Here is a 21,014-nt window from a genome sequence, read left to right as displayed (position 1 = left end):
CGGCCGTCCTGTCTCCCGGACCGTCTCCCGGAAAGGCCCCCTTCATGGCACCGCGCATCCTGCTGGCCCGGCACGGACAGACGGAGTGGTCGCTGTCCGGCAAGCACACCGGCAGGACCGACATCCCGCTCCTGGAGGAGGGCCGGCGCGGCGCCAAGCTGCTCGGCGAGCGCCTGCACCGGGCGCCGCTGAACGGGCTGCCCGGAGTCGAGGTGCGCACCAGTCCGCTGGCACGCGCGCGTGAGACGTGCGAACTCGCCGGCTTCGGCGACCGGGCCACCACCTGGGACACGCTCATGGAGTGGGACTACGGCGCCTACGAGGGCATGACCCCCGACGAGATCCGGGCTTCCCGGCCCGAGTGGCTGATCTGGCGTGACGGGGTGCCCCGCGGCGAGACGCTCGCCGAGGTCTCCGCGCGCGCGGACGAGGTGGTCGAATGGGCCCGCTCCGCCGATCGTGATCTCCTCATATTCGCCCACGGCCACATTCTGCGCTCCATCGGCGCCCGCTGGCTCGGCCTGGACCTCGACTTCGCGGCCCGCATCCGCCTCAACCCGACGTCCCTGTCGGTCCTGGGCTGGGCCTACGGAGAGCCCGCGATCGAGGCCTGGAACGACTGCGGCCACCTGACCCAGTAGGGCGCGTTTCCGGCGTGACCTTACGCCGAGCGCGGCATCGCCCCGTGCCGTTCGAGGAAGTCCGACACCCCCGACGCGCGGCGGTGCGGCAGCAGCACCCGGGCCGTCCCCGCCAGCATCGTCTGCACCCGGGACGACTGGACCTCGTCCAGCAGGTCCAGGACGCGCAGTCCGGCCGCGGCGGCCTCGTCGGGATGTCCGGCGCGGGCCAGGTCGTCGGCGAGCTCGGCCGTGTAGAGCGCGATGTTGCGGGTGAAGTGCGGGTCCTGGAGCCGGGCCGCCCGCCGCGCCTGGTGGGCCGCGCGCGGCCAGTCGCCCAGGGTCGACCAGCACTGGGCCTCCAGGCCCGCCAGTTCGGCGTCTCCGTAGAAGCTCATCCACTCCGGATCGGCGTCACAGGGGCCGCGTCCGTACAGCGCCTGCGCGCGGGCCAGTGCCTGTTCGCAGCCCGTGCGGTCGGCGAGCCCGGCCCAGCCGCCCGCCTCGCGCAGCGAGAGCAGCGACATGAGCCGGGCCGAGCCCAGTGGACGCGCCGCGTACTGCGCCGCCTGGGCCGCCCGCACCGCCTCCCGAGGCCGCCCCGCGTCGCGCGCGAGGAAGGACGTGTTGCAGAAGGCGTGCGCCTCCAGGGCCGGGTCACCGGCCACCCGGGCGGTCGCGAGCGCCTCCGCGTAGTGCGAGCGCGCGTCCTCGAAACGCCCCGAGTCGTGCGCCAGCCAGCCCACCGAGATGGCCAGTTCACCGGCCCCCGTGTGCAGCCGCTCGGCCGTCGCCCGCCGGGTCGCGCCCGCGTCCAGCAGGGCGTACGCGGACCGCAGCGGAGCCGCCGCTCTTCGGTACAGGCCGTCGGCGCCGTGCCGGTCGTCCAGCAGCCGGATCTTGCGTACGGCCTCTTCGAGTGCCCCGGCCTCGGCCTCGCCGGCCCGGCGCACGGAAGGAGCCGCGGCCGCGGCGACGCCGCCACCGCTGAACGCGAGCCCCAGGGGCCCCAGCGAGACGGCCGCCACGGTGGCGGTACCGCCGCTCATGAATGCGCGACGTTGCACGTCGCTCTCCTCGTTGTTCTGATCGTCGTTCTCGTGCGGGTCATGCGTGTCGTACGTGTCATACGGCTCGTGCGCCCCGTGTGTCTCATGTGGGGCGGACATCGGGCTCGTGGTGCGAGTCGGGAGCGCCCCTTCGGTGGTGCGCGCCCCCCGTCCGCGTACCGTCGAGCGGGGCGCGAACCCCAGGTCGGTCAGTGTTCGGCCGGGGAACATGTGCAGGAACACCCGCTCGTACGCGTAGTTGGGACAGCGGATCTCGCCCGCCTCGACCCGCCCGATGTAGCGCGCGTCGCAGCTGACCTGCTCGCCGATGTCCCGGGCGGCCCGGCGCACCGCGGCGGCGAACTCGCCCGGCGAGCGCTGGCCGCGCAGCCGCCGGAAGACGAGGTTCGGCCGCGGTGGCCGAGGTGACGTGGACGACGAGGTCACCGTTGACGACGCCATGGCCGGGCCCTCTCTCGCGAACCGTCGAACCATGCCGGAACCAGGACGAGTTGACCTGTCGGTCGACCGCGCCGATCGTGTCGGTCCGGGTCGGTCGGGTCGGTCGACAGTTCGTGTCGTGTTCGGCTTCCGGCGGGCATGAACGTACCCGCTGTGACGAACCCACCACGCGGAGTTTGGCTACAAACCGGATATCTCATCCACGATCTGCCATGAACTGCCATCCTTTGCGGCCGAGTTCCGCCGTAGCCGTTGACGCTCAGGAGCGTTGAACCATGCGGTGGGTTCGATCGAGGAGGGTTCTGTGGTGGAGGTCAGGATGGAGACCAGGCAGAGCATCGATCCTTGTACGCCGCTCTCCGCGGCGGGGCACGGACCGGCCCCCGAGTACGGCATCCCGCCGGGCGGTGAAGGGCTGGGTGGGCGGCCGGAGGATCCGTGCGATCTCGTGACCGTTCCCACGCGGCAGGGTCTGGAGGCCGTCGACATCCTGCGCCGGGGTGCCTCGGCGGAGGCCGTCGGGCCCGTCCTGCACGACGACGGCTGCGACACGCTGGGCTTCCTGGTGCCGCCGGGTACGGCCGACGCCTGGGACGTACCGGGCAGTACGTGTACCCAGACCGAGGGGCGCGGTGTCCGTCTCGCGCCGCCCGAGCCGCCTGTCGAGGGCTCGGACTGGCTGCTGCCGCCGGGTGACGTGGACCTGGCTACGGATCCGGCTGTGTTGCGGGCTGCTCTGGGGGAGGCGGCTCGGTTGATCGAGGCCGCGGACAACTGCCGTTGAGGTTTGGCGGGGAGGTCTGTGGGGGTTGGGCTTGTGTGTGGTCTGCGGGTTGTCGTGGGCTGGGCGCGCCGTTCCCCGCGCCCCTTAGGGGCGCGCCCTTGCAGGCGCGTCCCTTATAGGTGGTGCCCCTGATAATGGGCAGATGGCGAGGGCTAGGAACAAAGGGTCGGACGGCGGGAAGTCGGACGGCAGGCGGGCCGGGGGTGAGGCGGTCGTCGAGAGGGTTGACGGTGGGCTTGCCGAGTTGGTGCCCGACCGGGATCGGCCGCGGGCCTGGACCCTGCTGATCGATGGCGCCCCGCAGTCGCATGTCGACCTCGACGACCCGGCGTACCTGAATTTCGAGTACCAGCGCCGGCTCGGCCATGTCATCGACCTCGTCGCCCCGCCCGGAAAGCCCGTGCACGTCGTGCACCTCGGCGGCGGCGCCCTCACCCTCGCCCGGTACGTGGCCGCCACCCGCCCCCGCTCCACCCAGCAGGTCGTCGAACGCGACGCGGCACTTGTCCAACTGGTGCGCCGCGAGCTGCCGTTGGACCCCAACGCCCGGATCCGGGTGCGGTCGGCCGACGCGCGCGAGGGGCTCGCCAAGGTGCCGGACGGCTGGGCGGACCTCGTCATCGCGGATGTGTTCAGCGGGGCGCGAACGCCCGCGCATCTGACGTCGGCCGAATTCCTCACCGACGTACGCAGGGTCGTCAAGGCCGGTGGCCTGTACGCCGCCAACCTCGCCGACGGCCCGCCGCTCGCGCATCTGCGCGGCCAGATCGCCACCGCCGTCAGCGTCTTCCCCGAGCTCGCCCTGGTCGCCGACCCGACGGTCCTGCGCGGCAAACGCTTCGGCAACGCCGTGCTGGTCGCCTCCGACCGCCCCCTGCCCATCCCCGAACTGACCCGGCGCGCGGCCTCCGACCCGCACCCCGCGAGAGTCGAACACGGCAGACCCCTCACGGACTTCACCGGCGGAGCGCCCCTGGTCACGGACGCGGCGGCGGTGGCCTCACCGGCGCCACCGCCGTCCGTGTTCCGTTAACCGCGTGCCGTCAGGGGGCGCCACCGCATCACCCGGGTCGCCACGGCCGCGTACGCGAGGCCCACCGCCAGCGAAGCGAAGAGGGCCAGGAGCGGGAAGTCGTCCCGGAAGTGGGGATAGACCTGGAAGTGCGTCAGGTAGATGTAGAGCGAGCCGCCGGCCAGCACGCCCGCGATCCGGTTGAGCGAGCTCAGGCTGGGCAGGGTCGGCACCCAGATCAGCAGTGCGAGCCCGGCCGTCACGAGTGCCGTACGCAGCGGCTGGTCGGAGAACAGCCCGGGCACGGTGAGCAGAAGTGCCGCCGTCAGCACCGACCTCTGCCGCGCGGTGGTCGCCCGCGCGGCCGCCCATCCGAGCGCGAACAGCCAGAAGACCACGGTGGGCCCCAGGTGGAAGCGGGCGGGCGCCAGTTCCAGCAGGTCGTACCGGCCGACCAGTCCGATCGCCACGAGTGCCAGCGGCACCCCGAACGCGTACCGCCGCTCCAGTCTGTCGAGGAGCGGTACGGCCATGAGCAGGCCCAGGGCGACGAGGAAGTAGAGCAGGGCCTCGACGTACCAGTAGTGCCACTCCTGACGCTCGGCCCCCTGGTCGAGCAGGCTGTTGAGCAGCACGGTGTTGGCCGGGTCGTAGAGGCCGGTCAGGGCGACCGCGCCGGCGATCCACACCATGCTCGGTACGGCGATGCGGGCGATGCTGCGCCGCAGGTGGCGTACGCGCTCGCGGCGTCCGGCCCCGGTCAGGTGGAAGCGGGCGAAGTTGAAGCCCGCGACACCGATCAGCACGTGGGCGCTGCCCTGGACGGAGAAGACCGGGATGTGCGAGCCGACGATGAGGACGATCCCGACGGCGCGCAGCGCGATACCGGTCTCCAGAGAACGTGTCGCCAGGGAACGTGTCCCCAGGGAACGCGGAGATCTCCGGGACCACCATGTCCGCCGTGCCGGCCGTGTCAGCCGTATCTGTCGAGTCGCCCGCTCTGTCGTCGTCGTTGTGGCCGGGGGCGTTTCCGCTGTTTGCGGCGGCACCGCCGCGGGCCGTAGTTCGCGGATCGGCCTCGTGTGCCAGTCGGTGGGCAGCCCGCCCAGCGCGTCCTCCAGCCGCAGCGACATCTCGACGTAGCAGAGCGAGTCGCCGCCCAGGCTCACGAAGCTGCTGTCCTCGGTGACGTCGGTGCGGTCGAGGACCTCGGCGTAGAGCCTGCGCAGGTCCCCCGAGGGCGCCGCCGCCGGGGACTGCCCGGCCGCCTCCTCCTCCGGTGCCGGGCGCGTCAGCCGTCGTACGGCCTCGTAGTCGGGTTTGCCCGTGGTGAGCCGCGGGAGTTCGGCGAGGACCCGGATCCGTATCGCGCGGGCCGGGAGCCCGCACCCCTCCGAGACCAGCCGCCGGAGCCGGGCCCGGGCCTCCTCGCCCGCACTGCCGGGCGTGCCGAGCGCGGCCACCGCCAGCGCGTCCCCGTCGCCCGCGCAGTAGGCCCTCACCCCGTGCTGTTCCAACAGGGTCTCGACGCGCTGCGGGTCGATCCGCAGGCCGAGGATCTTCGCGAACCTGCTGCGGCGGCCGACTATCTCGTACAGCCCGTCGGACGCGCGCCGGGCCAGGTCGCCCGTGTGCAGTTCCTGGACGGTGCGGCCGAGGGCGAGGTCGGCGGGGGTCTCGGCGTAGCCGAGCATGACGTTCGGTCCGGAGTAGATGAGCTCGCCGACGTCCGGACCGTGGCTGTCCATGCCGTCCACAGGGGACAGGCGGAAGGAGCCGCCCGGGATCGGTACGCCGACGGCCTCCGGGCGCTCGGTGGCGAGGTGCGGTGGCAGGTAGGCCATGCGGGCCGTCGCCTCGGTCTGCCCGTACATGACGAAGAGCTCCCAGCCGTGACGGCGCCCCGACTCGGCGTAGCGCCGCACGCGTTCGGGCGCCAGGCGGCCCCCGGCCTGGGTGACGCGGCGCAGGTGCGGCAGCTCCATCCGGTCGAAGCCGACCCGGTCGAGCAGGTCGAAGGTGTACGGCACCCCGGCCAGGGAGGTGCCTCGGGCGGCGCGGAACTCCTGCCAGAAGGCCGCGTCCGACACCGACCGCTCGGTGAGGATCAGCCCGGCGCCGCGCAGCAGGTGGCTGTGGATGACCGACAGGCCGAAGCAGTAGTGCGGGGGGAGGGTGGTGGCCGCGCGGTCGGTGTCGGTGATGCCGAGGTACGTGGCGATGGACTCGGCGTTGGCCTGGAGGTTCTCGTGGGAGAGCCGCACCAGTTTGGGCGAGCCGGTCGAACCGGAGGTGCTCAGCAGCAGCGCCAGGTCGGGGTGGAGGGCGTGGGCGCTCCCGGTGCTCCCGGGGGCCCGGCGCCGTTCCGCGATGGTCCAGTTGCCGTCCGCGTCCGGCCGGGCCACCACGTCCGGGTCGTACGCGGTGGTCAGCGAGCCGACCGTGCTGTCGCTGTCGCCGGGGACCAGTAGGACGGGGTGGCCGACGGAGAGGGCCGCCAGGTGGATGACGAGGGCGTCGGCCCGGTTGGCGCCGGCCAGCAGCACCAACCGGCGGGCGGGGCCGAGGAGTTCGGCGGTGGCGGCGACCTGTTCGGCGAGGGCGCGGTAGGTGAGTTCGCCCGTTTGTGTGAAGAGGGCGATGCGGTCGCCGTGCGCCGCGAGGTCGCGCGCGAAGGGCACGCCGTGCGCGTGCGGTCGCCGTACGGGCGGCTTAGTGAACGGAAGCGACCTGGTGGGAAGCGGCGCGGCGGGGCGTGATCTCGCGGAGCGCGGGGGCCGGACGGTGGACGGGGCCCGGAGGGGACCAGTGGACGGGCCCCGGAGGGGGCCAGAGGGGTCTATCACCGGGGCGCGACCTTTCCGCGGCAGCGTCCAGCGTCCGCCGTTTACACAGGTCCCGCTAGCACAGGCCCCTTGACGCTTAGGCAAGCTTTACCTTATTCATAGCATGTTCACAGTTGGCTTGAAAGTATCGATTCGCCGCTTGCCGGCCGACGACGCGACAGCGGCGTAGAGGCGAGCTACGCAGGAAGGTTCCTCACCATGCGACGCCCCTCGGCTCGCCGGATCACCGCGCTCGCCGCGGCTGGTTTGTTTCTCCCTGCCCTCGCCGCCTGCGGCTCCGACGACGAGAGCGGCCGGGCGGAGGGCGACTCCTCCCTCGTCATCTACTCCGGCCGCAACGAGAAACTGGTCAAGCCGCTCCTGGACAAGCTGGAGAAGGCCATCGGCGCCGAGGTCGACGTGCGCTACGGCGACAGCGCCGAACTGGCCGCCCAGATCCTGGAGGAGGGCGACCGCACCAAGGCCGGACTCTTCTTCTCCCAGGACGCCGGGGCCCTCGGCGCCCTCTCGAACGAGGGCGTGCTGGAGAAGCTGCCCCAGGCCACCCTCGACAAGGTGGACACGTCCTACCGGGGCGGCGAAAGCGACTGGGTCGGTCTCTCCGGCCGCGTCCGCGTCATCGCGTACAACCCGGACGAGGTCGCCGAGGACGAGGTTCCGGACAGCGTCCACGACGTGGTGAAGCCGGAGTGGAAGGACAAGGTGGGCATCGCGCCCACCAACCCCTCCTTCCAGGCCTTCGTCACCGGCATGCGCGTCCTGGAGGGCGACGAGGCCACCCGCGAGTGGCTGAAGGCGCTGAAGGACAACGGCGCCAAGATCTACGCGCACAACCTCGCCACCCTGGACGGGGTCGAGGCCGGCGAGGTCTCCCTCGGCCTGGTCAACCACTACTACTGGTACGAGCGGGTCGCCGAGAAGGGCGAGGACAAGGTCGGCTCCCGGCTGCACTTCCTGCCCGGCAAGGACCCCGGCGCGCTGATCAACGTGGCCGGGGCGGGCGTCCTCAAGGACAGCGGGCAGAGCGCCACCGCCCGGAAGGCCGTCGACTTCCTGCTGTCGAAGGAGGCGCAGACCTACTTCGCCGACAAGACCAAGGAGTACCCGCTGGCCGCGGGCGTCACGAGCACGGTCGAGGACCTGCCGCCGTTCGACTCCCTCCAGTCACCCGAGATCGACCTGGGCAAGCTGGAGTCCGTCCAGGAGACCCAGGCCATGCTCCAGGACGTCGGACTGGTCTGACCGGCGTGAGTACACCAACGGGGACCGTGCCACCGGAGTCCGCCGGGCCACGGCTGGTCCCTACGCCTCCGGCCGCCGGGCGGATACCGCGTACGGCGGCCGGGCGCAGGCCACCGCTGATCCTGGTGGTCCCCGCCTGCGCCGCCGCACTCCTCGCCCTGCTCCCGCTCGGCTACCTCGGCGTCCGCGCCCTGGAACGCGGACCCGCCTTCGCCTGGCGGATCGTCGCCGACGAACGCACCCTCCAGCTCCTCGGCCGCAGCCTCGGCCTCACCGCCGCGGTCGTGGCGGCCTGCCTGGTACTCGGCGTCTCGCTGGCCTGGCTGACCGTGCGCACCGCCCTGCCCGGCGCCCGCGCCTGGTCGGTGCTGGCGACACTGCCGCTGGCCGTACCCAGCTATGTCGCCGCGTTCGCCTGGCTGTCCGCCGAACCGGGGCTCGCCGGGTTCGGCGGCGCCGCACTCGCCCTGACCCTGGTCAGTTTCCCGTACGTCCAACTGCCGGTCGCCGCCGCACTGCGCGGCATCGACCCGGCCCAGGAGGAGGCGGCCCGCTCCCTCGGCCACGGCCCGCTGGGTACGTTCGTCCGGGTCACCCTGCCCCAACTGCGACCGGCGGCCGCGGGCGGGGCGCTGCTCGTCGCGCTGTACGTCCTGTCCGACTTCGGCGCGGTGTCGCTGATGCGGTACGACACCTTCACCCGGGCCATCCACACCTCCTACCGCGCCTCCTTCGACCGCACGCCCGCCGCCGCGCTCAGCGTGGTGCTGGTGGTGATGACGGTGGCGCTGGTCGCCGCCGAGGCCCGTACGCGCGGACGCGCCGGGCACGCCAGGACCGGAACCGGCGCCGCCCGCCCGGCCGTTCCGCTCCCGCTCGGCAGGTGGCGGCCGCTCGCGCTGCTGTGGTGCGGGGCGGTGGCGGCCGTGGCGGTCGCCTTCCCGCTCGGCACCCTCGGGTACTGGCTGGCGGTCGGCAGTTCGGCGACCTGGGACCTGGGCGGGCTCGTGGACACCGCCTGGGCCACGCTCGGAGTCGCGGCGGCCGGAGCCGCCCTCACCACCGCCCTCGCCCTGCCGGTCGGAGTGATCGCCGCCCGGTATCGGGGGCGCGGCGCACGGCTGCTGGAGCAGGCGGCGTACGCGGGCCACGCGCTGCCCGGCATCACGGTGGCGCTGTCGCTGGTCTTCTTCGCGGTCCGGTACGCGTACCCGCTCTACCAGCGGCTCCCGCTGCTGGTCGGCGCGTACGCCGTGCTCTTCCTGCCGGTCGCGGTGGCCGCCACCCGGGCCGCCGTGCTCCAGGCGCCGCCAGCCCTCGAGGACGTGGCCCGGTCGCTGGGGCGGCGGCCGTGGCAGGTCCTGCGCGAGGTCACCGTGCCGCTGGCCGCGCCCGGGGTGGCGGCCGGCGCGGCGCTCACCTTCGTGGTCTGCATGAAGGAACTGCCCGCCACCCTGCTCCTGCGCCCCACCGGCATGGACACCCTAGCCACCCGGCTGTGGACCGAGACCGGCGCCGGATCCTTCGCGGCCGCCGCGCCCTACGCCGCCGCGCTGATCCTGCTGGCCGCCGTCCCCTCGTACCTCCTAGGCAGGCACCGCACATGACCGAACGGCTCGTAACGGGGAACGAACTGCACGTAGAGGGGCTGACCAAGTCGTACGGCCCAGGGGCGCCCGTCCTCCAACAGCTGGACCTCACCGTGCCCGCCGGAGCCCTGGCCGCCGTCCTCGGCCCCTCCGGCTGCGGGAAGACCACCCTGCTGCGCATCGTCGCGGGCTTCCTGCGCGCCGATGTGGGCACGGTCCGGGTGGGCGGCCGGGTCCTGACAGGGCCGGGTGTTCATCTCCCGCCCGAGCGACGCTCGGTCGGCATCGTGCCGCAGGAGGGCGCGCTCTTCCCGCACCTGAGCGTGGCGCGCAACGTGGCCTTCGGCCTGACCGGTCCGACCGGCGTGGACAGGGGGGAACGAAAGCGCCGCACGGCGGAGATGCTGGAACTGGTCGGCCTGGCCGGCTACGGCGACCGCATGCCGCACGAGCTGTCGGGCGGCCAGCAACAGCGCATCGCCCTGGCCAGGGCACTCGCCCCGCGTCCTCAACTCGTACTCCTGGACGAGCCGTTCAACGCCCTCGACAGCGCACTGCGGGCGGGGGTACGGGCGGACGTACGGGCCGCGCTGCGCGCCACCGGCGCGACAGCCGTCCTCGTCACCCACGACCAGCAGGAGGCCCTGTCCACCGCCGACGTCGTCGCGGTCGTCCGCGACGGCCGGGTCGCCCAGTGCGCCACGCCCCAGGACCTCTACCGCCACCCCGCCGACCCCTGGGTCGCCGATTTCGTCGGCGACGCGGTCCTGCTCCCCGGTACGGTCGACGGCGACGGCACGGCCTCCACCCCGCTGGGCACCGTACCGCTGCTCTCTGCCCAGCCCGCCGGACTCCGCGCCGGCACGGTACTGCTCCGCCCGGAACAACTCCGCCTGACCGGCCCGGACACGGCAGGCGCGGTACGGGCCACGGTGACGGACGTGTGCTTCTACGGCCACGACGCCATGGTCACCGTGGCGGTCGCCGGCCACGACACCCCGGTCGGCATCAGGGTGGCGGGACCGGTGTCGGTGCGGCCGGGGGAGGAGACGGGGGTTCGGGTGGTGGGGGAGGGGGCGCTGCATCCGTAGGGCGGGTGGGAAGGGCATCCGCCGGGGAGGAGGCGCGCAACCTTCGGGTCCGCTTTCATCCGCGTGCCCAGGTCCAGCTCGCGCCCACCGGCGTCGGCGAGGGTGAGGTCGACGGCCGCGCCCGCGCTGTGCGGAGCGATGTCGGGCGGCCCGCTGCAGTGCGGGCGGCCCCCCTTCAAGCGGTGGATCGCAGTGATTGGAAGGTTTGGGACACGTACGACCTCCGTAAAGTGTCCCAGACCTTCCAATCATCGTGTGGAGCGCGGGGCGCGGCACCCCCCTCAGCGTGCCGCGCCCCGTCCCCCGCCCCCGTTCCCCCTGGGAAATGGCCTACTCGGAGAGATGACCTACTCGGTGTGCACCGTCGGCAGCGCCCCCGTCCGGGCCGCCTCCCCGTACCAGAGGGCACTCGACTTGGGCGTACGGGCCTGCGTCGCGTAGTCCACGTACACCGCGCCGAAGCGCTTGTCGTAGCCGTACGCCCACTCGAAGTTGTCCATCAGGGACCACAGGTAGTAGCCGCGGACGTCCGCGCCGTCGGTGATGGCCCGGCGTACGGCCGCCAGGTGGCCCTGCAGGTACGCGATCCGCTCCGGGTCGTGGACGCGGCCGTCGGGGTCGGGCTTGTCGTCGTACGCGGCGCCGTTCTCGGTCACGTACAGGGGGAGCCCGGGGGCCTCGCTCGTGTACCGCAAGATCAGCTCGTGCAGGCCCGTCGGGTCGATCGTCCAGCCCATCTCCGTACGCTCGCCCGGAGTCTGATGGAACGTCACGTCGTCCACGCCCGGCCACGGCGAGTGCTCGCTCGCCCCGTGGCCGTCCGCGCGCGGAGCGTCCGCGGCCGGGTCGGCGGCGCCGACCAGCGTCGGCGTGTAGTAGTTGAGGCCGAGCGCGTCCAACGGCTGGTTGATCAGGGCGAGATCGCCGTCCAGGACGTACGACCAGTCCGTCACCGAGGCCGTCGCGGTCAGGAGGGTCTCCGGGTACGCGCCGTGCAGCATCGGGCCGTGGAAGATCCCGTTGGCCAGGTCGTCGATGCGCCGGACCGCCGCCAGGTCCGCCGGGTCCTGCGAATTCGGCCTGACCACCGAGGAGTTGAGGCTCACCGCGATGCTGTTGCGGGCGGGCATCGCGGCGCGCAGGGCTGAAGTGCCCAGGCCGTGAGCCAGATTCAAATGATGTGCGGCCCGGAGGGCGGCCGCCGGGTCCGTACGGCCCGGTGCGTGCACCCCGGAGCCGTACCCCAGGAACGCGCTGCACCACGGCTCGTTGAGCGTGATCCACTGCTCGACGCGGTCGCCGAGCGCCTCGCCCACGATCTGCGCGTACTCGGCGAAACGCAGCGCCGTGTCCCGCTCCGGCCAGCCGCCCGCGTCCTCCAGCTCCTGGGGGAGGTCCCAGTGGTAGAGGGTGAGCGCGGGCTTGATGCCGTGGGACAGCAACTCGTCGACCAGGCGGCGATAGAAGTCCAGTCCCCGCTGGACCGCGGGACCGCGGCCCGTCGGCTGCACCCGCGGCCAGGACACCGAGAAGCGGTACGCGGTCAGACCGAGGTCCGCCATCAGCGCCACGTCGTCGCGGTACAGGTGGTAGTGGTCGTTGGCGATGTCACCGTGCTCGCCGCCGGCCGTCTTGCCCGGTGTGTGGCTGAAGGTGTCCCAGATCGAGGGCGTACGGCCGTCCTCCCGCACCGCCCCCTCGATCTGGTACGCGGAGGTCGCTGCCCCCCAGAGGAAGGCAGGCGGAAAGGTCACAGGCTCAGGCATGGAAGCGCTCCCATGGGAGGAAAGGTCGTAGGAGACCAGGGATGTGGGGTCGGAGGGGGGAGGGGCCGAGGCGGTGGCGGCTCGGCCCCGTCGACCAGGCGCGGCGGCTAGGCCGTCCGGCCGGGCACCGTGGGGCTGCTCCGTCGGGCGGAGGCAGGCGGGCGCGGGGCGGTTCAGCCCTTGATCGCGCCCTGCATGATCCCGCCCACGATCTGCCTGCCGAACAGCAGGAAGGCGATGAGCAGTGGCAGCGTGCCGAGGAGCGCGCCCGCGATGATCACCGCCTGGTCGGGAACGTAACCGGTGCCGAGCGAGTTGAGGGCGACCTGCACGGTGGGGTTCTGCTGGTTGAGCGCGATGATCGGCCACAGGAAGTCGTTCCAGGCCATCACGAACGTCAGCAGCCCGAGCACGGCCATCGCCGGCCGCGCCGCCGGGAAGACGACGTGCCATATGACGCGCAGACTGCTCGCGCCGTCGACCCGCGCCGCCTCGATCAGCTCACCGGGCAGTGCCTGGATCAGGTACTGCCGCATGAAGAACGTACCGAAGGCGCTGACGAAGGTGGGCAGGATGACCGTCTGCAGCTGGTTGGACCAGCCCAGCTCGCTCATCCACAGGTACAGCGGCACGACCGCCAACTGCGGCGGGATCATCATCGTGCCGATGGTCAGCAGCAGCAGGACGTTGGAGAACCTGAACCGCAGCTTGGCGAAGGCGAACCCGGCGAGCGTGGAGAACAGGACCGTACCGACGGTGATGGTCGTGGCGACGATCGTGCTGTTGAGCATCGCGGTGCCGAGGCCGCCCTGCTCCCACGCGGCCTCCAGGTTCTTGAACAGGTTCCCGCCGATCCACAGCGGCGGCGGCGACTGGGCGAGCCGCTCGTTGGTGCGCGAGGCCGCGACCACCGTCCACAGCAGCGGTGCCAGTGAGACGAGGGCGAAGACGGCCAGGACGACGTATGTGACCGGACCCGCGTGCATCTGTTTGCCCGCGCCGAGCAGCCGGCGGCGCCCGGAGCCGTCCCGGCCGCTCTTCTCCGCCGCATCCATCACCTGAGGAGGTGTCAGTTCACGTGTGGTCATTGCGACTTCCTCAGCCGTCGGGTGATCAGCAGGTTGACCGCGGCGACGATCAGCAGGAGCAGGAACATCGTCCAGGCGATCGCGGACGCCTTGCCGAGATTGCCGATGACCCAGCCCTGGTCGTACATGTACAGGCCGAGCGTCTGGTACTGGTGGTCGGAGCCGCCCTTGGAGCCGCTGAGCCCGCCGAAGAGGAGGGGTTCACCGAACAGCTGCGTCGCGCCGATCGTGGAGACGACCACCGTGAACAGGATCGTCGGCCGCAGCATCGGGATCGTCACATGGCGGAACTGCTGCCAGCGGCCCGCGCCGTCCAGAGCCGCCGACTCGTACAGGTCGGCGGGGATCGCCTGCATCGCCGCGAGGTAGATCAGGGCGTTGTAGCCGGTCCACCGCCAGATCACGATCGAGGAGACGGCGAACTGCGAACCCCAGTCGGACTCACGCCAGTTGATGGGGTCGACCCCGACGAAGTCCAGCAGCCAGTTGACCATGCCGCCGTCCCAGGAGTACAGCAGCACGAAGACCAGGGTCGCCGCCGCCACCGAGGTGGCGTACGGGGTGAGCATCACGACCCGCCACACGGTGGAGCCACGCAACTTGTAGTTGAGCAGGTGCGCGATTCCGAGCGCCATGACCAACTGCGGCACGGTCGAGATCACACCGATGGTGAAGGTGTTCTGCAGCGCGTTCCAGAAGAAGTCCGAGGACAGCAGGTTCTCGTAGTTGTCCAGGCCCACCCAGGTCTGGCCGTCCAGGTTGGACAGCTGCACGTTGTGCAGCGAGTACCAGGCCGTGTACAGCAGCGGGATGAGCCCGAAGGCGCCGAAGAAGATGAAGAACGGGGCGATGAACGCGTACGGCGACGCCTTCATGTCCCAGCGGTACAGCCGACTGCGCCAGGAGTTCGGGTCCCGGGGCGGTGTACCGCGACCGTGAGCGCGGCGCGCCGCGCCCGGCTGGTCACCGGGCGCGGCGTCGGCGCTCGGCGCTGATCGCGCGAGAGCCTCCTTGGAGCTGGTCACTGGCCGAGCACGTCCTTGATCTCCTTGGTGGCCGCGTCCCAGCCCTGGTCCGGGGTCTTGCCCTTCTGCTCGACCTGCACGATGCCGATGTCATTGATCGAGGTGTTGATCGGCTGGTCCTTCGCGCCGAAGATCTGCGTCGGGATGGACTTCGCCGAGTCGGAGAAGATCTGCGTGATCGGCGCGTTCGAGAAGTACTCCGTGGTCGCGGGAAGCGGCTTCAGGTTCGGGTACGCCGACGGGGTCGACGGGAAGCTCGCCTGCTTGGCGAAGACCTTCGCCTGCTGCTCGGGGGCGGTCAGCCACTTCGCGAGCGCGATGGCCTCCTTCTGGTGCTTGCTCGCCGTCGGCACACCGACGAACGCGCCGCCCCAGTTGGACGCGGTCGGCGCCGCCGCCACGTCCCAGTTGCCCTTGCCGGCTTCACCGGACTTCTCCTGGATGTAGCCGATCATCCATGCGGGGCAGGCCACCGCCGCGAAGCTGCCCTTGGCGAGAGCCTGGTTCCACGGGTCCTCGAACTGCTTCAGCTTCGACGACATGTTGCTGGTCGCCACGGTCATGGCGTCGTCCCAGGCCTGCTTCACGCCCTTGGACTTGTCCCAGATGACGTTGTCGTCCTTGTCGTAGTACCGCTCGCTCTCGCCACCGAACGAGGCGTTGTAGACCGAGGAGGCGGAGTCCACGAACTTGGTGCCGCTCGGCGCCTTCTTCATGTAGTCCTTGCCGAGGTCGACGAACTTGGACCAGTCGCCCTTCCACTGCTCGGCGAGTTTGGTGCGGTCCGTCTCAATACCGGCCTTCTGGAACAGGTCCTTGCGGTAGCAGATCGCCATCGGGCCGATATCGGTGCCGAGGGCGATCGTCTTGCCGTCCTTGGTGGTGGCCTGCGCGGTCTTCCAGTCCAGCCACTGGGACTTGTCGACCTCCTTGCCGAGGTCGACGAACTTGTCGGCCTGCGTCTGCACGGCCTCGGTGACGTTGCCGATCTCGATCGCCTGGAGGTCGTCGGTACCGGAACCGGCCTGCAGACGGGTCAAGGTTTTCGGCCAGTACACGTCGGTCTTGGTGGTGACGTTCTCCTTGATGGTGATGTCCGGGTTCTGCTTCATGTACTCGTCGTAGAGGCCGGCCTGCTTGTAGCCGAAGACACCGAAGGTGCCGATGGTCAGCGTGGTCTTGCCACCGCCGCCGCTACCGCTGTCCGAATCCGACGAGCCATCGTCCGAGTCCTCGGCGCAGCCGGCAAGCAGCCCCGTCGTCAGCGCGGCGACGACCGCGAGGGTCATCATCCTGCGGGACCCGCGGGTACTCGTGCGCATTGCGTCCTCCTGTTGCCTGACGTGCCGACCCCCCGGCCAACTGCGTTGTTGGGCCCGTTAGTTCAAGCTGCGGCTCGGGCGGGGAACGTGCGGGTTGTGTATGTGTCAGGTACTGTGGGAGCGCTCCCACAGGTGATGTGTTGAAGAGTCGTCGGTTCGCGCGGGGGTGTCAAGGGTGGGGACGCGGAGATATGTCTTCGGTTATCGGGCTGTTAACTAACGGCACCGATGGCCGGGAGAGTGGGCCACGGAAACCGGCGAAGTGGTTGCCGAGGAGCTGAGACCGGGGTACTGAGACCCTCTCCGTACGGAGCCGGTCCGGATCAAGACTGTTAGATTCCAGGCCAAACGCGGTGTGAACCGTGTCGGACGGGAGGACGGGCCATGTCAGTCCACGGAGCGCGGAGCCGGAGCGGCGGGCGGCCGACCCTTGAAGAGGTCGCCGCGCGCGCCGGTGTGGGCCGCGGCACGGTCTCCCGCGTGATCAACGGCTCTCCGCGGGTCAGTGACGCCACCCGTGCGGCGGTCGAGGCGGCGGTCGCGGAACTCGGTTACGTACCGAACACGGCGGCCCGTGCCCTGGCCGCCAACCGCACGGACGCGATCGCCCTGGTCGTCCCCGAGCCCGAGACCCGTTTCTTCGCGGAACCGTACTTCTCGGACATGCTGCGGGGTGTGGGCGCGGCGCTCTCCGACACCGAGATGCAGCTCCTGCTGATCTTCGCGGGCAGCGACCGTGAACGGGCCCGGCTGGCCCAGTACCTGGCGGCGCACCGCGTGGACGGGGTCCTGCTGGTCTCGGTGCACGCGGACGACCCGCTGCCCGACCTGCTGTCCCAACTGGAGATCCCGGCGGTGATCAGCGGCCGCAGGTCCGTGGACGAGACGCTGCCGTCCGTCGACTCGGACAACTTCGGCGGCGGCCGTTACGCCGTGCAGCACCTGGTCGCGAAGGGCCGGCGCACCATAGCCCACCTCGCCGGACGCCTCGACGTGTTCGGCGCCCAGCGCCGTGTGGACGGCTACCGCGAGGGGCTGCGCGAGGCGGGCTACAAGGTCGACGAACGCCTCATCGTCCCCGGCGACTTCACGGAGGAGGGCGGCCGGCGCGCGATGCAGGAGCTCCTCGACCGCTGCCCGTCCCTGGACGCGGTCTTCGCCGGCTCGGACGTCATGGCGGCCGGCGCCCGCCAGGTGCTGCGCGAGGCGGGCCGCCGCATACCCGAGGACGTGGCCCTCGTCGGCTACGACGACTCGGCCATCGCCCGCCACATGGACCCGCCCCTGACGAGTGTGCGCCAGCCGATCGAGGACATGGGCCGCGCGATGCTCGACCTCCTGATGGACGAGATCGCGGACCGCCGCCCCGCGGTGTCCCGAGGACTGGAGAGGCGACAACTGGTACTGCCGACAGAGCTGGTGGCACGGGCTTCGTCGTAGAGCGGGCGGGGCGGGCCGAGCGGTCCTGAGGCGCGGGTCCGGGACGGGGCGCGGCGCGGAGGACGGGACAGGCCGTATGGCGGGGCCTGGACGTGTCGTGCGGCGCAGGGCCCGGGTGTGGCGCGGGGTCCGGGTGTGCCGTGCGGCGCGGAGGTTGGACGTGCCGTGCCGTGCCGCGGGGCCTGGACGTGGCGTGCGGCGCGGGGTCCGGACGTGGCGCGGGGTCCGGATGCGCCGTGCGGCGTGGGTCCCGGTGTGCCGTACGGCGGGAGGCCGGTTGTGCCGTGTGGCGCGGGGTCCGGATACGCCGTGCGACGCGGGGCCCGGACGTGCCGTACGGCGTGGGGCTCGGACGTGCCGTACTCATTCGGCCCGTGTGTCGGCTATCGGGTCAGGGACCACGTCGCCCACGCGACGAGGACCGCGCCGACGACGACCATCACGACGGACACCGCGCGCGGCAGCCTCTTGCGGCGCCGCGGTGGTGCACCTGAGCCCTGGGGCACCTGCCTGGACCGGGGCACCTGCCTGTACGACGCTCCCGGCTGCGGGAAGGGGGAGGCCGCCGGGGCCACGTTGGGCGGCTGAACGTCCCAGGCGCCGCCCGCCTGCCGCCGTTCCAGGACGCCCATGGCGGACCGCCGCCACCGCACCCCCGCCGCGTCCGTGAACTCCACGACGCCGAGAACGGGGTTGTGGGGCACGTCGCTCGGGGGCAGGTCCGCGCTGAGGCTCTGCCCGGCGTGCAGAAGCCCGTTCGCGACGCTCGCCGGGAGCGGCCGGCCGCCGTAGCTCAACGCGACCTCTCTGAGGGGCTGATCGCTTCTGTTCGTCGCCTGGAGGACCCAGCTGAGCCACTGCTCGGCGAGCGGCGACGGCCGGCTGCTCATCACGACCTGCACCAAGGAGGCCTGCACAACCTCCGCCTGCCGCTCGGCCTGCCGTTCCGCCTCCCTCTCCCGCTCCCGTACCCCCCGCTCCAGCAACGCCACCCGCGCGGCCTCCCGGACACTGTGCCGATGCCCCGAGTAACTCGTCACCAGCCCCACCACACCCACCAAGGCCCCGACGACGGCCACCACTGCCTCAAGCATGGTCATCACTGTGGCCGGGTCGGGGAGAGCCAGTCCAGTACTTACCGGGAACCTGATCAAGATGCCCCGGGTGGCGAGGGAAGCCCACGGTCACCGGAAAGCACCGAGGGCCGGTCCGCTTTCGCGGACCGGCCCTCGATTTGTCAGGGTGAGTGACGGGACTTGAACCCGCGGCATCCTGGACCACAACCAGGTGCTCTACCAGCTGAGCTACACCCACCATGACCGGCGGTTCTCCGAGTGGTTCACCGACCGGCCGAGAAAAAGTGTACAGGGTCCGGAGGGGTGCTCGCTCCCGCCTTTACGCGGGGACTACTGAGCAGGTAGGACGTGCTTTGCGGCGATGGTGCGGGCCGTGTCGGAGTCGGGTCCCGGCTGGGGGACGAAGACCGCCTCGCGGTAGTAGCGGAGCTCCACGATGGATTCGCGGATGTCGGCCAGGGCGCGGTGATTGCCGTTCTTCTCGGGGCTGTTGAAGTACGCCCGGGGGTACCAGCGGCGGGCCAGCTCCTTGATCGAGGAGACGTCCACGATGCGGTAGTGGAGGTAGTTCTCCAGCGTGGGCATGTCGCGCAGCAGGAAACCGCGGTCCGTGCCCACCGTGTTTCCGCACAGGGGAGCCTTGCCCGGCTCCTTGACGTGCTCACGGATGTAGGCGAGGACCTGCTCCTCGGCATCCGCCAGGGTCGTACCTCCGGCAAGCTCGGAGAGGAGGCCGGAGGAGGTGTGCATCTGGCGCACCACGTCCGGCATGGTCTCCAGTGCGGCGTCCGGCGGCCGGATGACGATGTCCACCCCCTCGCCGAGTACGTTCAGCTCAGAGTCGGTGACCAGCGCGGCCACCTCGATGAGCGCGTCGTCGGACAACGAGAGACCGGTCATCTCGCAGTCGATCCACACCATGCGATCGTTCATGGGTTCACCCTACGGCCCGCCCCCACAAGCGGGCAGGCCCGGGACCTCGACAGATGCGCGGATACGCGTCCGCGGGGGACGCGGGCCGCACGCAAGCCGGACGCAATGGGTACGTACGCCGCCCGGCCCCGGACCACAACGGGTCCGGGGCCGGGGGGAAACGCTACGGCGGGGCTACGGCGCGCTGCGCTGTCCCGGCAGGCTCGGCCGGCCCGCCGCGTACATCTCCGCGCCCGCCCGCCCCGACTCCGTGGAGAGGGACGACGTCGCCGGGCCGACCGCGTGGGCCGCCGCCGTACGCCGGGTCTGGAACGGGACGGGTGTCTCCTGCGGTACGGACTGCGGTGGCGGGGCGCTGTCCGAGTCCGCCGACTTCTCGCTCTGCGGACGGCGGGCCCGGTACGCGGCCCGGTACGCCGCGGGCGACGAGCCGAGCTGGCGGCGGAAGTGGCCGCGCAGGGCCACCGGCGAGCGGAAACCGCACCGGCCCGCCACCTCGTCCACCGAGTAGTCGGACGTCTCCAGGAGTCGCTGCGCCTGGAGCACCCGCTGCGTGATCAGCCACTGCAGCGGAGCACTCCCGGTCAGCGAGCGGAACCGGCGGTCGAACGTACGCCTGCTCATGTACGCCCGCGCCGCCAGCGTCTCCACGTCGAACTGCTCGTGGAGGTGCTCCAGCGCCCAGGCGACGACCTCCGCGAGCGGGTCGGCGCCGATCTCCTCAGGTAAAGACCTGTCGAGATAGCGCTCCTGACCGCCACTGCGCCGGGGCGGGACCACCAGTCGGCGGGCCAGCGCTCCGGCGGCCTCGTTTCCGTGGTCCGTCCGCACTATGTGCAGACAGAGGTCGATCCCGGCCGCGGTGCCCGCCGACGTCAGTACGTCGCCGTCGTCCACGAACAGCTCGCGCGGATCGACGTGCACCGACGGATAGCGCTTGGCCAGCGTCGGCGCGTACATCCAGTGGGTGGTCGCGGGACGGCCGTCCAGCAGTCCCGCCGCCGCGAGGACGAAGGCGCCGGTGCACAGCCCGACTATGCGGGCGCCTTCCTCATGGGCCCGGCGCAGTGCGTCGAGCGCCTCCTCCGGCGGCGGTGAGGTGATCGACCGCCAGGCCGGCACGACGACCGTGCCCGCCCGGGAGATCGCCTCAAGCCCGTTGGGCGCGGTGAGTTCGAGTCCCCCTGTGGTCCGCAGCGGGCCTTCCTCACCGGCGCACACCAGGAGGCGGTAGCGCGGCACGCCGGCGTCCTGGCGGTCAATCCCGAACACCGACAGTGGTATGGAACTCTCGAAGATGGGGCCGCCGCTGAACAGCAGCACCGCGACGATCTCCTTGCGGCGTCGCCCGGAGAGTTTCCGGGCCGCGGCTTCCGGCGCGGCAGTGGAGTCGTGGCTCATCCTGCTAAGCCCCCCTCGGTGGTCGCGGCTCCTCGGTTGTGTCGCTCCTGCACGTTTCCCCTCGGTCCTGCACGAGTCCCCCGCCGTAAGACGTCAAGATCGAATCTACTGTGTCCCGTGGTGCCTGGGTGGCCAGTTCGGCACTCGGCATATTGTCGACATGGCAACTTGGCGTGAAGCATTCGATCACGAAGCGTTGCACTCGTGGGCTCTACAGGGAAGTGCGCCTCGTCTCCGTGGCCGGTCCCAGTAGGGTGCGGACACCCTC

16 protein-coding genes, 1 tRNA gene and 1 pseudogene are annotated in these 21,014 nt (G+C 71.4%); 7 read left to right on the top strand and 11 right to left on the bottom strand.

All coding sequences use genetic code 11. The features are described 5' to 3' along the window. The first annotated feature begins 44 nt into the window (after positions 1 to 44). Entirely contained in the window at positions 45 to 641 is a 597-nt protein-coding gene (locus AB0I18_RS20095) for a histidine phosphatase family protein (protein ID WP_363106866.1), read from the top strand. 20 nt (positions 642 to 661) lie between these two features. Here AB0I18_RS20095 and AB0I18_RS20090 read toward each other — a convergent pair whose 3' ends face one another. Continuing rightward, a complete protein-coding gene (locus AB0I18_RS20090) occupies positions 662 to 2,131 on the bottom strand; it encodes a hypothetical protein (protein ID WP_363106865.1) in 1,470 nt (489 codons plus the stop codon). Positions 2,132 to 2,450: 319 nt separating this feature from the next. Here AB0I18_RS20090 and AB0I18_RS20085 point away from each other — a divergent pair, with 319 nt between their 5' ends. Continuing rightward, positions 2,451 to 2,915: a hypothetical protein gene (locus AB0I18_RS20085; RefSeq protein ID WP_363106864.1), complete on the top strand. Its 465-nt coding sequence runs from the start codon at positions 2,451 to 2,453 to the stop codon at positions 2,913 to 2,915. 142 nt (positions 2,916 to 3,057) lie between these two features. Next, entirely contained in the window at positions 3,058 to 3,948 is an 891-nt protein-coding gene (locus tag AB0I18_RS20080; protein WP_363106863.1) for a fused MFS/spermidine synthase, read from the top strand. On the opposite strand, the gene AB0I18_RS20075 is transcribed toward AB0I18_RS20080, so the two are convergent. Beyond that, complete coding sequence (locus AB0I18_RS20075; protein ID WP_363106862.1) at positions 3,945 to 6,608, bottom strand: AMP-binding protein; 2,664 nt, start codon at positions 6,606 to 6,608, stop codon at positions 3,945 to 3,947. The genes AB0I18_RS20080 and AB0I18_RS20075 overlap by 4 nt on opposite strands. A 363-nt stretch (positions 6,609 to 6,971) precedes the next feature. Between AB0I18_RS20075 and AB0I18_RS20070 the strand changes: the two genes are divergently transcribed. From AB0I18_RS20070 to AB0I18_RS20060, 3 genes are all read left to right on the top strand, one after another. After that, the gene (locus tag AB0I18_RS20070; protein WP_363106861.1) at positions 6,972 to 8,015 is read left to right on the top strand and encodes an iron ABC transporter substrate-binding protein; all 1,044 of its coding nucleotides are present in this window, start codon (positions 6,972 to 6,974) and stop codon (positions 8,013 to 8,015) included. A gap of 83 nt (positions 8,016 to 8,098) precedes the next feature. Next, positions 8,099 to 9,622: an iron ABC transporter permease gene (locus AB0I18_RS20065; RefSeq protein ID WP_363106879.1), complete on the top strand. Its 1,524-nt coding sequence runs from the start codon at positions 8,099 to 8,101 to the stop codon at positions 9,620 to 9,622. Then, on the top strand, positions 9,619 to 10,695 hold the full coding sequence (locus AB0I18_RS20060; RefSeq protein WP_363106860.1) for an ABC transporter ATP-binding protein: 1,077 nt from the start codon (positions 9,619 to 9,621) through the stop codon (positions 10,693 to 10,695). The genes AB0I18_RS20065 and AB0I18_RS20060 overlap by 4 nt, the downstream gene beginning before the upstream one ends. 41 nt (positions 10,696 to 10,736) lie before the next feature. Here AB0I18_RS20060 and AB0I18_RS20055 read toward each other — a convergent pair. From AB0I18_RS20055 to AB0I18_RS20035, 5 genes and pseudogenes are all read right to left on the bottom strand, one after another. Continuing rightward, positions 10,737 to 10,844, bottom strand: a pseudogene (locus AB0I18_RS20055) (dipeptidase); the annotation flags it as partial. 198 nt (positions 10,845 to 11,042) lie between these two features. Then, positions 11,043 to 12,461, bottom strand: coding sequence for a GH1 family beta-glucosidase (locus AB0I18_RS20050; RefSeq protein ID WP_363106859.1), 1,419 nt, complete (start codon positions 12,459 to 12,461; stop codon positions 11,043 to 11,045). 173 nt (positions 12,462 to 12,634) lie between these two features. Next, positions 12,635 to 13,516 carry a carbohydrate ABC transporter permease gene (locus AB0I18_RS20045; RefSeq protein ID WP_363106878.1) on the bottom strand — a complete coding sequence of 294 codons (882 nt, stop codon included), beginning with the start codon at positions 13,514 to 13,516 and terminating at the stop codon, positions 12,635 to 12,637. A 29-nt stretch (positions 13,517 to 13,545) separates the two neighbouring features. Beyond that, on the bottom strand, positions 13,546 to 14,574 hold the full coding sequence (locus tag AB0I18_RS20040; RefSeq protein WP_363106858.1) for a sugar ABC transporter permease: 1,029 nt from the start codon (positions 14,572 to 14,574) through the stop codon (positions 13,546 to 13,548). After that, on the bottom strand, positions 14,571 to 15,896 hold the full coding sequence (locus tag AB0I18_RS20035; protein WP_363106857.1) for an ABC transporter substrate-binding protein: 1,326 nt from the start codon (positions 15,894 to 15,896) through the stop codon (positions 14,571 to 14,573). Before AB0I18_RS20035 ends, AB0I18_RS20040 begins: the two co-directional genes overlap by 4 nt. Positions 15,897 to 16,280: 384 nt before the next feature. Between AB0I18_RS20035 and AB0I18_RS20030 the strand changes: the two genes are divergently transcribed. Continuing rightward, complete coding sequence (locus AB0I18_RS20030) at positions 16,281 to 17,336, top strand: LacI family DNA-binding transcriptional regulator (protein ID WP_363106855.1); 1,056 nt, start codon at positions 16,281 to 16,283, stop codon at positions 17,334 to 17,336. A 383-nt stretch (positions 17,337 to 17,719) separates the two neighbouring features. Here the strand turns inward: AB0I18_RS20030 and AB0I18_RS20025 are convergent, their stop codons facing one another. The 4 genes from AB0I18_RS20025 to AB0I18_RS20010 form a co-directional block, all read right to left on the bottom strand. Further along, positions 17,720 to 18,430, bottom strand: a complete 711-nt coding sequence (locus AB0I18_RS20025; protein WP_363106854.1) for a hypothetical protein — start codon at positions 18,428 to 18,430, stop codon at positions 17,720 to 17,722. A gap of 147 nt (positions 18,431 to 18,577) precedes the next feature. Further along, positions 18,578 to 18,650, bottom strand: a tRNA-His gene (locus tag AB0I18_RS20020). A gap of 92 nt (positions 18,651 to 18,742) precedes the next feature. Next, a complete protein-coding gene (gene orn, locus AB0I18_RS20015) occupies positions 18,743 to 19,345 on the bottom strand; it encodes an oligoribonuclease (protein WP_363106853.1) in 603 nt (200 codons plus the stop codon). Between the two features lie 174 nt (positions 19,346 to 19,519). Beyond that, complete coding sequence (locus AB0I18_RS20010; RefSeq protein WP_363106852.1) at positions 19,520 to 20,746, bottom strand: helix-turn-helix domain-containing protein; 1,227 nt, start codon at positions 20,744 to 20,746, stop codon at positions 19,520 to 19,522. Positions 20,747 to 21,014: the final 268 nt, after the last annotated feature.

The sequence above is a fragment of the Streptomyces sp. NPDC050704 genome, assembly GCF_040654355.1.
Lineage (GTDB): Bacteria > Actinomycetota > Actinomycetes > Streptomycetales > Streptomycetaceae > Streptomyces.
This window is presented reverse-complemented; position numbering and strand designations above follow the sequence as displayed.